Source organism: Hespellia stercorisuis DSM 15480 (assembly GCF_900142165.1).
GTDB classification, from domain to species: Bacteria; Bacillota; Clostridia; order Lachnospirales; family Lachnospiraceae; genus Hespellia; species Hespellia stercorisuis.
This window is the reverse complement of record NZ_FQZY01000029.1, coordinates 12,123-27,304: the sequence shown is the minus strand read 5'-3', so window position 1 is coordinate 27,304 and position 15,182 is coordinate 12,123. Positions and strand designations below refer to the sequence as shown.

Below are 15,182 nucleotides of genomic sequence, written 5' to 3'. Positions count from 1 at the left end.
TCTAATTCTCCTCCGTTAACCAAAATTTATATATTGGATATTTTACAAATTCTTCTTGTTCTTTATCGTTCATTTTTTCAAAATGTCTTTTCGCAGCTTGTTGTTGTCCTAATAATAGATATGCTCCAACAATACAGCCATCATTTTTTTCTTGACTTTCGACTATTTCATATAAAGAAGCAATTTCATCATCATTAAACTCTCTTTGTCTTCTTATCACTTGCAATCTGTTTAGTGTTTTTACTAGATAATCTAATTCCTCATCAGGTGCTTCCAAAAGCCAGTTGCTAAACTCATCACAGGTCTTAATAAGCTTTTCTTTTCTTATCCCGTCTGCATTGTCATACGCCCCTAATAATTCAAGCAAAAACCAGTTTGCTCTATTATAAGTTTCATAATGATGTTCTGTCTTTTGATAGGATGGAAGTAACATTTCAAATTTCATATTGCTTATGGTAAGAAAATCGTCTTTATGGAAAATACAAAACGGTGAAATTGGTAACATATTTCCCTTAGTATCCTCAAATTCGACCCTGAATTCATCGTTGAAGAAATCACTTATTTCATATGTTCCCTTTTCTTCTAGTTCCTCCAAATGTACTACAATTCTTAGCTTTGCCACTTTCATACAACAAACAATCGGCAATCCTGTATTTAAACCTTTCACTGGTTTTTTATCAATAAAGGCAGTTCCCAGTCTATTAAGATTTCTCCAATCCTCATCCCCCATATCATTTATGTCTATATCGTCTAAACAACCTAGAATATCTAATGTATCTACAATTCTCTGTGCATATTCTAAATGTTCTCTTTCTTTTTCAATATCAAAATTGTCTGTATCTGCTCCTTTGTAATCAAAAGGAACTTTCACTTCATTTATTTTAAAATATCCTTTGTCTATATAAGAAAGCAGAAAATCAAGGTCTTTAGCCAAAATCCTCATCTTATCAGAATTCTTATATTTGATTTTGCAAGAATTTTCATTTTCTGCAAATGTCATTTTAAAACTACTACCAAAGCACAATGTCACTCCATTTATACCCTTAATAACTTCATAATTTGTGTAAAAAATCTTGTCTTCAACTGAAATCAAGGCATCCATATTTTGTTTTGTATGTACATCTTCTGGAATTATATCTATTGGTTGTGGAATTGAACTTCCTTTTATTTTAGCATATAAATATACCTCACTCTTTATCAATGCCATTTGCGGGTCATCAAAGCCTACACCAGAGAATGGTATAACTATATTTTCCAATACCCCTTCTTTTTGCAATTCCTCTAGAGAAAATAGTTTACCTTCTCCAAGACTCGCTTGCTTCTGGCAATTCTGCAGACAATTAAAAAATATTGTAGCTTTCTGATTTTCATCCGTCGGAAATTTTTGCAAATGTACTGTCTTGTGTCCTTGTTCCTTCGCTTCATTTAAAAGTTTTCTTAGTTTTATAGGCGTTAATTCAGCATAATAAATCTTTTTAGTCAAGCCATTATTTCCTATGTATACAACAAAAAGAACGCACCCTCCATCGTATAGATAATTACGTAAATCTGTAGTTTCCATAGAAAATGATATTTTATCCTTCGTATGGTCATCACATTCTTTGCCTTTAACTTGAACTGGCATACGACCTTTCAAGTCACTTTTCTTTTTCGATTTATTGCCATATATATATACGAATCCATCCCAAGAAGGTTCTTTGTCATTGTCCGCAATAAATTGGTCTAAGAACTGAGATGTAACAATCTTGTCTTTTACTTCATTAACCGACAAAATTTCTATTGCTTTGTTATCTAACGCCAATTTCATTTACTCCTTTACTTCAAATATTATCCAATTGTTCCTTAATTTTATTTATTTCTTTAACCAGATTAAACTTCTTATTTGGTTGCTTTTCATTTCGTGCTTGTTTCTCCAGCTTGGAAATTTCATTGCATAATTTTTCTCGCTTTTCTTTTAGTTCTAGCTGCTCTTCCAGTGAAGAATCTGCTTGAACTTTTATCGCTCCTATTTGAGCTACGATATTCTCCCAAACGGCATCGAGATTCATACCTTTTATTTCAATGCGACATTTTTCTCTTTTTTTCCAATCGGTTTGAAGTAACTTCGTATGGTAGACAGCAAATTTTACTTCATCATCAAAACTTAGCACCATTAAAATTTTCTGTGGAATAAGTTTTGCAATCTTCACAATGGTAGCATCACTAAAATCTTTGCTTTTTATTGCAACATTCATAACAAAAAAGTTTTTAACTTCCAAGCCTTCTTCAATATTTATCTTAGCCTTAGAAAATTCATTTGTTATGGCTATCTTTGAAATGTCTCTGTTTATTCGTGCTTTCTCCGCTGCATTCATTTGATAGGTTGCAAATAAAGCAGTCTTTGGTATTTGTTGTGGTTTCACTAATTCTGTGCTTTTAGGCAATCCAAACATATCTACACTCCTTTATCGAACAACTAAGAAACATATTAGTTCAAAGTCATCAAGCCCCTTAATTTCCCTTGATAAAAAGCTAACTTGTCCACCATTCAGAAATGCTGAAATATCACTTTCCTCTTTCACTTCGATAATTGACGAAATCGCATCACCAAGAAGATTTGAGAATTCATTCATATTTCTTCCATCACGAGTTTCTTTATTAAATATCTTATATAGGTCTGGAATAGGCTCTGTTTTTCCTTTGCAAAGAAATCTCATTTTATCAAGCATTGCTTTTGGCGAAAGATGGTCACAAACTACTTCGCCATCACTACTTATATAGACCATATAGAATGGATGTAAGCAATTTTGATTATCAATGTTCACGCTATCTGAGCGATTTTTCAAGACATAAATAACCCCTGCTGGCATATCCTCATTTGCTGGCACAACTGCGTGCAACCCAAATGGGGTATTATCAATATCTTCGTGATTCTTTACATACTCTAATAAGTCTAATCTAAACTCATTCAATCCTAAATCCATTATAGAAATACCCGTTGTCATATCCTCAATATCAACAACTTCTTCTTGCAATCTACGAAGCTGAGATTTTCTATATTCAAGGTCAGTCTTTTCTTCATCGCTCAATAAATTATCATCGCCTGTTGCGGTCATATCGACAATTTTCATACGAGTTTCGACTTTTGCTTTTAAATCAATATATTCATCAAGGGTTACATCTGGCCAGAAGTTTACGAGCTGGATGTACGCATTTTTACTTCCTATACGGTCTATTCGACCAAATCTTTGTATGATACGAACTGGATTCCAGTGAATATCATAATTTATTAAATAATCACAATCCTGTAAGTTCTGTCCTTCTGAAATACAATCTGTTGCAATCAGCAAATCTATTTCTGTATTATCATTTGGCATTAACAAATGCTTGTCTTTTGAAATAGGCGAAAAGCAGGTTAATACTGTATTCAAATCACTTCTAAGTTTTGGTACAGTTGTACGCCCTTCTACGGACCCAGATACCATTGCTGTGTTTAATCCGTATTTATCTTTCACATACTTACTAACATTGTCATAAAGATACTCTGCTGTATCAGCAAAAGCAGTAAAAATAATTACCTTTTTATTTCCTGCGTTTATAGGATTATCAATTTTATTCTGAATCACCTTAAACAACTCTTGTAGCTTACTGTCATATTCTGGTGTAATATCTCCAACCATTAGTGTCAGAAGTTCTAACACTTCGGCATCCTTTACAAGACTATCTCGCCAAGATTTATAATCCATATCCGCAAGTTCAATTTTGACTTTTTCCCCGAATGTAAATAAATCTTCCCCATTCTGGTCTTCTCCATCAAATTCATCTAAATTGGAAATATCGGTCATTTCCAATTTTAAAGAACTTGTCTTGTCAAAAGTATCAATAGTCTTAATTGTATTCTCGATTAAATCCTTAATACGTTTCAAAGTCAGGTTAAAAGAATACACTGAACTTTCCATACGCTTCATTAAATTGATAGCCGTCAGCCTTCTGATTCCTTGTTCTCTATTAGCCTGTGTAAATCCAACATTTACTTTGTTATCCTCATATAGTTCTGCATACTTATCCAACTTACTCGGCTGAATAAAATGTGTCGGAGTATATATCGTCAATGAAAGTTTCATCAACTGTTCAAATATCTCATTGTAATTTATTGCATTTTCCAGATTCGTCAGTTTAGGATTTAAGGATATAGGTTTTAGTCTGGTAGGAAATGTACCAATTTCTGTGGTATCATAATATTTTTGAATATGCTTCCTTGAACGTGCAATCGTAACACTATCCAAGACTTCAAAAAAATCAAAGTCTAACATTTTAAGTAAGTTATCTGTTGTCCTATCACACGCTTCCCATTTACTCCAAGTATTAAATGCCCTTTGTGCATTTTTGAATATGTCGTCAATTGAACGGCTTGTACTTAATTTATCATCTATGTAGTCTGTATTTCCTTCATACGCTAATGCAAGCTGATTCTTCAAATCATTAAATCTATTGTTTACAGGTGTAGCTGAAAGCATAAGGACTTTGGTTTTTACGCCTTTACGAATAACTTTATTAAGAAGTTTTAGATAACGATTTTCTTTTTCATTATCGTCACCTTTCAATTTTCCACCATTTCTAAAATTATGGGATTCATCTATGACAACAAGGTCATAGTTCCCCCAATTAAGCCTATCCAAATCTAATCCATTTGATTTTCCTGCCACTCTATTTAAGTCCGTATGGTAAAGTACATCGTATCTCAATCTATCTGCTGCAATAGGGTTATTCACATAGTTATCTTTGTATGTGTTCCAGTTGTTCGTTAGTTTTTTGGGACATAGAACGAGAACAGATTTATTCCTATTTTCATAATATTTAACTACCGCAAGGGCAGTAAATGTTTTTCCAAGACCAACGCTATCTGCTAATATGCACCCATTGAACTTTTCAAGTTTATTGATAATAGCAAGAACCGCATCCTTTTGAAAATTATAAAGCATACTCCAAATCTTACTGTCCTTAAATCCCGTTGCGTCATTTGGTAACACATCTTCAGATATATCTTCTAGGAACTCATTGAAAATATTATACAGTGTAATAAAATAGATAAAGTCAGGTGAGTTTTCCTGATACGCAGCAGTGATGTTTTCAATCACCTCATCTGTAACATCCTGCAGCTTTGCTGAATCATTCCATAAAGATTCAAAAATATCTATATAGGCTTTACTAAATGGAGTTTTAGTTTTTTGAACCATATTATATGCGTTGTTTCCACGTTCACAACCTAAATCAATTGTCGTAAATCCATTTACAGGCATATAGTTTGTCTCGTCTATGTTTATAAAGCCCATCATACTGTCGCCTGAAATGTTGGACTTAAACGTTACTTTTTGTTTTATCCATTCCGCACATTCTTTTGCAATTGCTTTTTGGGTTAATTCATTGCGAAGTTTCACCTCAAACTCTGTTCCATAGAGACTTCTTTCACGATTCAATCTCGGTATATAAAACTCTCTCTTTTCTTTTTTTGCTTTTTCAGTTGTGAATGTGGGTGAAGTAAATATAAACCTTAACACTTCTACATTTTTCAGTTCCTTTTTCAATTCCTGAAAAGCATATATAGAAAAGCAAGCTGCTGCAATTGATAGTTTACTACCTTGCTGAAGCTCCTCTGAAATATCATCTTTTAGTGTCTTGCTGACATTATCAATAACTTCTAGTTCCATCTGTTGTCCCTCCGTAGAAAATATACTAATCAATCGTCTAGTATAACTTCACATACATCTCCAATATCACAGTGAAAAACCTTGCATATCCTCATAAAGTTCTCAAGTGACACTGGTTCGTTTTTATTTATTTTTGTCATTGCATAAGCAGTTATTTCAGCAGCTCTTATCAAATCAGTACCCTTCATCTGATTTTCAACCATCAATTTTTGTAGCTTTACATAACTTAATTTCATTCTACTTCTCCTCATACAAAACCATAAATAAGTGGCTATAATAACTTATAATACATTATAACACTAAAATCCCGATTTTCAAGGAATATGCCCATATTTTCATTTGTGGTGAAAGCAGATGTTGTATTTTTTCAACACCTAGTTTTATGTAGTAGATGACTTCCCCGAAAGGTAGTCACCTATTGTTTTCTTCTTTGACCAAAACTTCCTAATATGCAGGTATTCCATAACCATAAATCACACTACTACCTACTGCGTATTCTCTTTGCCTACACATATCTCCTGAGTTACCCTCGACAGTATAAACCTTACCATTCTCGCATTTTTCTACAAGTCCTGTATGGTCAATCGTTCCATCGTTACCCCAGTCGAAGAAAATAATTGCTCCCGTAGGCGGGGTTGCATTTCTATCTTCCCATTGCTTATTTTTCTTAAACCAATTTACCCCATCACTACACAGAGAATACTTAGGGATAATGCCTTGCTCAATATATCCGCTTTGGTCTGCACACCAAGATACAAAGCAGGCACACCATTCCACACGAGAATTAAATCCATACCACGACCAATAAGATTGTCCTCCCTTATTACCAAGTTGAGATAATGCAACTTCGATAATCGCTTGATTACCACCACTGGTAAAAGCTCGACCATAAGGATAATATCTCAAAACGTGAGATACATATAGCGTATCCCCGTAACTGTCCCAGCCTAATTTTTTAGCTTGGTTTGTGGAAAATTCCACTGCATTTGCATAGGAGTATCCACCATAATTCTTCTTCGCCCAAGTGATATATCCACTGCCAAAATTGTAGCCTTGTAATGCCAGTTTGATATTTTCCATATCAATTGGATTTTTCACACCTGCGGAATTAAGGGCAGCTTTTAGTTCCTGAACGCCACATTGGATAGAGTAATCAGGGTCTTGAATCCCATTTGGCTGCTTAGGGTATCTCGTGTTAAATGCCCCCTCCGCTGCCTGCATTGGGTCATTCCCTCTGCCACCACTCTCTTGCATCATAACTGCCTTAATCAGTTCCACATACTCAGGTATGCCATACTGTTTCGCATACTTGGTAATTGTCGGTGTATAGGCTTCCACCTCTTGACTTACAGGAGTATATCCCGAATTTTCAGTCCCTCCTCCAAAAAGAGAAACCGCCGCACCTAGTAGCACACAAATAACAACAATTACAACGGCTACCCAGCCTCCTGCAATAATTGCAGTAATAAGTGCTTTGGTACTTGCGATAATTGCCTTCACTGCTTGAATTGTCGCTTTGGTTGCAGCTTTCACACCTCTCGCTGTTGTTTCTGCTGCTTTCTTTGTTGCACGAGCTGCCCTTTGAGTAGCCTTCACACTTGTCTTAGCAGTGTTCTTTACCACTTTTGCACTCTGCTCTGTGGTTTTGATTGCTGTCTTTGAAGTCTTTTCCGCTGTCTTTAAGTATCTCCTTGTAGTTTTAGCTGGTGCTTTTATTCCACGCTTAATAGTTTTATTTCCCGTTGACCTTACAGACTGCTTTATATTCTTCTCAACTTCTTTTGCTGTTCTGATAGATTGATTTGGTGCTTTTCCAGATTGTCTTTTCAGTGATTGTTCAGCTCTCTTATACTTAAAATTTTCTACGTTTTGCTTTGTTTTTGCTACTTTCTCTTTTGTGAATTCGGCTGTTTTCTTCACATTGTCAATCGTAGTTTTGGTGCTTTCTCTGCCGACTTTATCAAAAGTCTGTATTCCTCTGCGTGTCCCAGCAGATAGTCCTGCTGAAGCTTTATTAGAAGCATACTCTCCACCAGAGCTTTCATCTGTCCGTACCGCTTGTTCTGCTTTATCTTTTGTTGTTACATAAGCGTGTTTTACTCTATCCGTCGCAATGGCAGCTCGGTCTAAAGTTTTGATTGTGCCTTTTATCACATCTTTTGTTTTTATATCTGCCATAGAGCCTCCTTTCTAGCTCTGCTGGATTACTCTTTTGAATTTCACAGAACTCTTATTTATGAATTGGTTGATTAACCTGCTCTCGGATTTTGTTTCTGCATATGCGGTAATTGTGATGGTCTTGTCATTCCAATTCAATGTGTAACTGTCTGTTGCAACATTTGTGATATGATGATGTGCTAGAAAATCCCGTAATTTCTTCATCTCATCTAGATTATCTGACATAATCACGTTCACATAAGTTCTATCCTTTGACAGCTTTTCATTAACAAAACAAGCCAAAGAACATCCAACTCCACCTGCAACTGCTACTACAAGCATTGCAATTGAGTTGTCAGCAGACACAACCCGCTTCGTTATCCAGAAATAAATAAAGTCGGAAAGTATTACAGCAAATCCTGCAATTACCCACCGACTTCTTTGAATCATTATTGTTTTTGTTGTCCCTAGTGCATTATCTACAACCTTTGCCATAAACAATGCCACTAAGTAAATAATGCTACTCATACACATCTCCTTCTATGTTGTTTTTAATTTTGCTACTACAACGAATCTGCCATTATTATGGGAATATTCACAGGTAGATAAGGTAATGAGTTTATCTCCGTATTGGGCAGAAACTCCTGTTTCATATAAGGCTAATTTCTTGCACTTTTCAATATAATTATCGTAGTCCTCACTATTTTCAGCGTCTACAAAACGATAATATTGGAATCCGTCACTGGAATAAGCAACGGTTTTAAACACTGCAACAATCTCGTACTCTCTGTGTTGTGCTACACTGTCAAAAGTGATTGTCTTATGATTTTCATAAAATCCTTTACTTTCATATTTCGTAAGTTCGGCAAACATCGAGCCATCATTCATATGATGGCCATAGATGATGAGATTGTCGCTTGGTTTCTCTACATCACAATTCTCCTGCACATAAGGACACCCATATTCCGAATATGATTTATCAAACTTATGCTTTAAGTAGAAGTCTGGTTCATATTTTGACTGAACCACAGGATAATTGATTTTTGTATCTTCTACTTTTATCCACCCAACCATATCATTGTTCTGAAGATACAGTTCCTGATAATCTGGTAGAAACTCTGTATCTCCGTCATAAATCATTGGCTTTTCCTCTTTCTCTGGTTCTGTTTCCACAACTTCTGCAAGGTCATTATATAATTCCTGCTGCTTTTGAGAATCCAAATAGTTCTTTACCACTGCTCCCATACTTACAAGAAACACGATACCTAATATGGCAATTATGATTCGATATGTTTTTATCTTCATTTTCCTGTCCTTTCAAGAACCAAGCGAGAGCTAAATGCCCTCGCCTGGTTTGGTTGTCATCAGTTTATAGAGTTTCGTATTCTTAGGGAATTTATTTGCAAAAGGCACTAATGCACTGCCGACCTTAATCAATCCATGCCCTGCGTCTACATTGGTAATATAGGAAAGCTGAAGGTCTGAAATGTTAAGGAGTTTTGCAAGTTCAATTCTATCTGTGGATGCCTGATTCAGCATAATAATAAATTCGCTATTAGCAAGCATTGTTCTTGCTGTATGGCTCTGCAAAAGGTCGTCTACATTCTGCGTAATACCACTTGCATATGCACCATATTTTCTTACACGCTTCCAAAGTGTAAAGAGGAAATTCGCTGAGTATTCGTGCTGGAACAAAAGATATATCTCATCAATAAAAATAAAGGTATGCTTCCCTTTTGCTCTGTTTTGCGTAATTCTGTTCAGAATACTATCCAGAACGACAAGCATACCAATCGGCATAAGCTGTTTTCCTAAATCCAAGATGTCATAGCAGATAAGGCGATTGTCCGTATCTACATTTGTTGGTTTTGCAAAGGTATTTAATGAACCGTTGGTGAATAATTCGATGGCAAGTGCAATCTCTCTTGCCTCTGGTTCAGGCTGACTTAATAACTCTGCTCTAAAATCCTGCAAGGTTGGAACTGTACCCGTATAATCATTTTGCTGATAGGTATGATAAACACTTGCAGTACATCTATCAATGATTGATTTCTGCTTTGCTCCAAGATTTTTCCCACCGATAAGCTGTTCACAAAGAGACATAATAAACTCAGATTTAAGAATGACTGGATTTGCTCCATCTCCATAATCTTTATTCATGTCCATCGCATTGATATGGTTTGGTGAGGTTGCTGAAATATTGATAATCTCTCCTCCCATCGCCTTAACAAGCTGTGAATATTCACGCTCTGGGTCGATAACGATAATATCTGCATCGCTGGATAACATCTGGTTGATGATTTCCCCCTTTGCCGCAAAGGACTTACCACCACCCGATACACCTAAAATAAACTCATTACCATTTAAGAGCTGTTTTCTGTCTCCAATAATCATATTTTTACTGATAACATTCTGACCATAATAGATTCCATTTTCGTGATAAATATCCTGCACTCTAAAAGGCATAAACACTGCCAAACTCTCTGTAGTAAGTGTTCTGAACGTATCAATTTTTCTCACACCAAATGGCATAGCAGTTTTCAGTCCATCCATCTGCTGAAATTTCAGAACTGCGAACTGACACAAATGCTTTCTTGCTGTCGTAAGAAGTGCTTCTGTGTCATTGTCTAACTGCTCCTTTGAATCTGCTGTGTGAACCATAGTAAGCACTGCAAACATCATCCTCTGGTCACGAGTAGTAAGGTCATCAAGGAACTCTTTCATCTCTCTTTTCTGCTGCTCCATATCATATGGCACTGTCGCCGAAAAGTTATTATTCTGATTCTGTTTTCTCTGCCAGTTCGTAATATTTGTTTCTACTCCAAGAAGTCTGCTCTCAGCTTCTTTTACTGCTTCATCTGTTGGCACTGGCACAATATCAATAGACATCATCAGGTTTCTATTCATATCCGTAAGTTCCGCTACCATACTGTCTTTGATATAAGAGGCGTACTCTCTTAAAAAGATTACTCTGCCATATCTCTTTCCCATTTTGAAATAGTCATTTTCAAATTCCATAGAGTCTGGACAAATATAATCTTTAAAACTATGCCCCTTCTTACGATTATCTTTTGGTTCAAAATGAAACGAGGATTCTTCTCCCACTCGAAAGAAATCGTGAATAATACGAAGTCTTTCATCTGTTTCAAATTCTACGCATTTACTACCTAACCTGCTAAAATGCGAAATCAAGTCTGCACCTACCCTTGAGAAATAGGTTCTTGCATCTTCAACAGATTTTTTATTGATAGAAATGGTGACATATTTATCCTGCACAGTGGCATTTGCCCCAGTTGCTTTATCAAGGAGCATTTTATTATATTCCTCACGATATTCATCAAGCTCATCGTCTTTTCTTGGAATAAGAATTGTCTTTTCAAAATCCAGTCGATTCAATCTTCTGTTGTTAATAGTGAGTTTCGTCGTTGCACCACTATCAAGGGAATTCAGCAGCTCTGAATATTCAAGAAACATCGCTTCTTTATCCTCTCTGCTTGCTACTGCATAGTTAATATCTGTAAACTTAAAACTCTTAGAATATTTGTCCTTTCCGCTTCTAAAGATTCCATCATCATAAATCACATTCACTGGCAGAATGTCCTGCACCCCTTTCGGTACAACAAATTTCTCTTTATCCTGTTTAAATAATGTTGTTAGTGTTTTAATCATTTTGTTTCTTTGCCTCCTTAATCTTCTGTTCAATATTTGATTTCATTAACTCGTAATAGGTGTTGGTGGACTTAAACACCAATTTCTTTGGCATAAGAAATTCTGATTTAATCCACGCCCAAATTGCTTTTTCAGCAGTCATTCCGTTATATTTAAAAAATCCAAGTGCTGCGAAGGGAAATGCTCCAACCACGCACACCCACGATGTCGTTTCCATTCCAAGATAGGGTTTGCCTAAAAAATAAATTCCTACGGCTACCCCACAAGCAAGGACAGAAAAAATGAACTGTCTAAGTGACAGTCCAAAAAACATTGATTCTGTGAAGTTTCTTATTTCTCGATTGATTTTTACTTCCATAAAGTCTTCCTTTCTTTCCTTATATATTTTTATAGTCCCATCATTTCTCGAATAATCCTATCTGCCATTTTTACTGTTCCCACAAGAATCAGCATATTAAATACCAACTCTCCAATATATGCCCATACCTGCGTTACTGCTGCTACGTCTGGATTCACCACTGGTGGGGAAGACGCAAACACAGAGAAAATAATGCAAGCAAGAGATATAACTGCCCCTTCAAGCAATACTGCACAATAGCTTTTCACAAAACTCTTTCCTATGTTTTGTGATGGCTCTCCTGCAAACGTGGAAAGTGGAATTGGTGCTAGTGCTGTGTACATATACATTTTGAAAAATCTTCCGTACACACTCATTATCAAGATAAACGATAAGACAGTTACAATCAGTCCTCCAATAAGCGTTACTGCCCAAAGCGGGATACTCTCAAAGAATCCACAATCTTCTATGGTTGTAATCATTTCTGCTGGAAGTGTTGTTTTATTTGGAACTCCAAATCCTGCCGCTTTCATTATGGTAGACATCGTTCCTTGAGCAATGCTAAAAAGTGCAAGCATTAGTTCCATACCGTGGGTGATTACACCTTTTGCAATTGCAAATCTAACGAATAGTTTTAATGCGTGTTCAGGCTTCTTCACATCCGTAAAAGAACCGCAGGTTTTAACCACACCTACAACAAAGAAAAGCACCAGTAATGCAATACCGATTGCCTGAACTGCTCCATTAATGTCTACGATTACTTTCCATATTCCTCCGCCTTTGAAATTCTGAGGTGTGGTAGTAAGCAATGTCCATATTTCGCTCATCTTATCATTCCAAGTCTTCAAGGCATTTTCGAGGTTTTGGACTACCCAGTTATCACTCATTTATTCGTACCTCCTTCTTAAAATAGGGTGTACCAGATTCCTCGGTACACCCCTCGTTGATAACGAACCCCGTCTTACGCTCCAGTGATAAGAGTAAGAATTTCTTTTGCAAATGTGATGATAATACCACCTGCAAGCGTAAGGAATCCGTTAGCTCTCTGTGATGGGTCGTGAGATTTCAGTGACAAGCCTACCTGCACAATACCAAATCCTAAAAGGATAAGACCAATCGCACGAATCAGGCTAAAGATAAATGTGGATAGATTATTGATAACGGTAAGAGGGTCGCCTCCTTCAGCAGCAAATGCCACTGTACCCGTTCCAATAATCAAAGCACCCATAATCATCATTGTGCAGTATGCCTTAAAACCTTTTTTTACCTTTCCTGTCATTGGAAGTTTCTTAGTTACCTTTGTTTCGTTATTTTTCTTAAAAAATGTCATATTCATTTCCTCCAAATTATAAGTTGTTGTTTCCTTCAAAATCCTCATCGGATAGAAGTTCATAGTTTGTTTCTCCATAGTTCTCACTTGGAAGCATTGTAAGGTCCATCGGAATCATAGAGATAGTTGTGTGTTCAATTGTTACCTCACCGTGTGCATACGGTTTTTCTTTTCCATCTGTTGTCATAGCTACATTTGGATGTTTTAAAATGTCATACTTCAAGTCCATCACTGGTCGTTCTCCTCGAATGAAAAGAATGGCATATTGATTATCCAGAAGTCTTACTTCATCTGGAGTGAGGAGTTCTCTGCCACTTATTTGATAATTCGTGGAGTAGTTACCACTTCTGCCTGTACTTTTTCCGAAGGTATTCGTATCAATGGTTTCCTTGCCTAGAAGTTCTGACACATATTTATGGGTTGACTGTTCGTTTCCACCAAGATAGAGGAACTCATCACAGTTACCCACAATGCTTTCCCACTGTTTTTCAAAAAGTGCTTTTAACTGTGCTAAATTTTGTAAAATAATACTGACCGATACGCTACGGGAACGCATTACCGACAAAATCTTATCGAAGTCATCAGGCAATGAAACATTTGCAAATTCGTCCATCAGAAAATGAACTGGCATTGGCAAACTTCCACCGTAGATATGGTCAGCAGTATAGAAAAGCTGTTGAAATAATTGTGTATATAAAATCGAAACCAGAAAGTTAAAACTGGAGTCATTATCTGGTATCAATGCGAACAGTGCCACCTTCTTTTCTCCCATAGATGGAAGGTCTAGTTCATCCGTTGTCGTAAGTGCAGCTAAACTTTCCAAGTTGAATTTTTCCAGTCGTGCTGCAAGTGTAATCTGTATTGATTTTAATGTTTTGGCAGAACCAGAATGGTAAGAACGATAATATTTCAAGGCAATATGCTCAGGATTTATCATCTCTAAATCTTGGAACAATTCATCAAGTAGTGACGGTCTTGTATCTTCTTCATCTTCTATGGATGCCGCCCTTAACATTTCCATTACCATCGCAAAATTCTGTTCTTCTTCTGGTGCTTCATAATGCAAGTAAAAGACAAGTGCAAGAAGAAGCATTGAAGCAGAAGTATCCCAAAACGGGTCATTACTCTGCGAACCTTTTGGCGTTGTACTCTTAAAAAGATTGGTAACCAACTTTTGCACATCATTGTCATTTTTCAAATATACAAATGGATTATAACAATGGCTCTTTTCCATTGAAATTAAGTCAAGAACCCTTACCTCATATCCTCGGTTTTTAAGGAGTTTACCCGTATCTCGAAGCATTTCTCCCTTCGGGTCAAGTATTACGAATGAGGTATTACATTGCATTAAATTTGGCTTACAATAAAATCTTGTCTTTCCTGCACCAGAACCACCACATACTAAGGTATTGAGATTCCGCCTGTGTTTCTTAGCGTTTAACCCAATACTCACAGATTGAGTCATTAACTTATTCTCTGATTGCGGACTTTGCTTATATTTCTTATTCACTGTTCTGGCATTGCCCCACTTAGCCGAACCATGCTCTTCCCGTCTTCGATAATTCCTATTGGATGAAAGATAGATGCCAATCCCCATTCCGTAGCACAAGAGTAAAATGAGGACAGTTTTTAAGCTGTCCTCACAAAGTTCTATATAGAATGGTTTCTCAAATATCAGCATAAGGCTTTGGAATATTTCTGGCAGACCACCTTTTGTTGATGGTGCAATTTTTAAACCAAGCCATATCATAGGAATAATGCCAATCAGAGATAAGATAATTGACGACTGCTTTTCTCTATCTCGATTCATTATCTTTCTCTATTACTTTGAATTTCTTCTTTGGGGCAGTTCCAACTTTCACAATAAGGTCATTCACATCATTGGTAAATTTACCTTCTCTCTGAAGTTCTGTTTTCGTGTCATTAAGAGAGCGTACAATAATCCCATGCTCATAGTCATCCAAAGCAATATAATATTTTTCTTCTTTTACCATATACTCAC

General features: G+C 36.3%; 13 protein-coding genes. All 13 read right to left on the bottom strand.

Annotation, left to right across the window (positions count from 1 at the left end):
* Position 1: 1 nt before the first annotated feature.
* A complete protein-coding gene (locus tag BUB85_RS10825) occupies positions 2-1,801 on the bottom strand; it encodes a hypothetical protein (RefSeq protein ID WP_159434639.1) in 1,800 nt (599 codons plus the stop codon).
* 19 nt (positions 1,802-1,820) lie between these two features.
* Positions 1,821-2,432 carry a DUF4391 domain-containing protein gene (locus BUB85_RS10820; protein ID WP_073110034.1) on the bottom strand — a complete coding sequence of 204 codons (612 nt, stop codon included), beginning with the start codon at positions 2,430-2,432 and terminating at the stop codon, positions 1,821-1,823.
* 12 nt (positions 2,433-2,444) lie between these two features.
* Positions 2,445-5,687, bottom strand: coding sequence for a helicase-related protein (locus BUB85_RS10815; protein ID WP_073110031.1), 3,243 nt, complete (start codon positions 5,685-5,687; stop codon positions 2,445-2,447).
* Positions 5,688-5,716: 29 nt separating this feature from the next.
* A complete protein-coding gene (locus BUB85_RS10810) occupies positions 5,717-5,923 on the bottom strand; it encodes a helix-turn-helix domain-containing protein (protein WP_073110028.1) in 207 nt (68 codons plus the stop codon).
* Between the two features lie 208 nt (positions 5,924-6,131).
* Complete coding sequence (locus BUB85_RS10805; RefSeq protein ID WP_073110025.1) at positions 6,132-7,865, bottom strand: lysozyme family protein; 1,734 nt, start codon at positions 7,863-7,865, stop codon at positions 6,132-6,134.
* A gap of 12 nt (positions 7,866-7,877) precedes the next feature.
* Positions 7,878-8,372 carry a hypothetical protein gene (locus BUB85_RS10800; protein WP_073110022.1) on the bottom strand — a complete coding sequence of 165 codons (495 nt, stop codon included), beginning with the start codon at positions 8,370-8,372 and terminating at the stop codon, positions 7,878-7,880.
* 12 nt (positions 8,373-8,384) lie between these two features.
* Positions 8,385-9,149 carry a class B sortase gene (gene srtB / locus BUB85_RS10795; protein WP_073110015.1) on the bottom strand — a complete coding sequence of 255 codons (765 nt, stop codon included), beginning with the start codon at positions 9,147-9,149 and terminating at the stop codon, positions 8,385-8,387.
* 30 nt (positions 9,150-9,179) lie between these two features.
* Entirely contained in the window at positions 9,180-11,513 is a 2,334-nt protein-coding gene (locus BUB85_RS10790; RefSeq protein ID WP_073110010.1) for a VirB4-like conjugal transfer ATPase, CD1110 family, read from the bottom strand.
* Entirely contained in the window at positions 11,506-11,871 is a 366-nt protein-coding gene (locus BUB85_RS10785; protein WP_073110005.1) for a PrgI family protein, read from the bottom strand. The genes BUB85_RS10790 and BUB85_RS10785 overlap by 8 nt, the downstream gene beginning before the upstream one ends.
* Positions 11,872-11,900: 29 nt before the next feature.
* Positions 11,901-12,737 (bottom strand): hypothetical protein, encoded by an 837-nt coding sequence (locus BUB85_RS10780; RefSeq protein ID WP_073110001.1) that lies wholly within the window; start codon positions 12,735-12,737, stop codon positions 11,901-11,903.
* 74 nt (positions 12,738-12,811) lie between these two features.
* A complete protein-coding gene (locus tag BUB85_RS10775; protein ID WP_073109998.1) occupies positions 12,812-13,180 on the bottom strand; it encodes a glutamyl-tRNA amidotransferase in 369 nt (122 codons plus the stop codon).
* Positions 13,181-13,196: 16 nt separating this feature from the next.
* A complete protein-coding gene (locus tag BUB85_RS10770) occupies positions 13,197-14,990 on the bottom strand; it encodes a VirD4-like conjugal transfer protein, CD1115 family (protein WP_073109995.1) in 1,794 nt (597 codons plus the stop codon).
* Entirely contained in the window at positions 14,977-15,174 is a 198-nt protein-coding gene (locus BUB85_RS10765) for a hypothetical protein (protein ID WP_073109992.1), read from the bottom strand. The genes BUB85_RS10770 and BUB85_RS10765 overlap by 14 nt, the downstream gene beginning before the upstream one ends.
* Positions 15,175-15,182 lie beyond the last annotated feature (8 nt).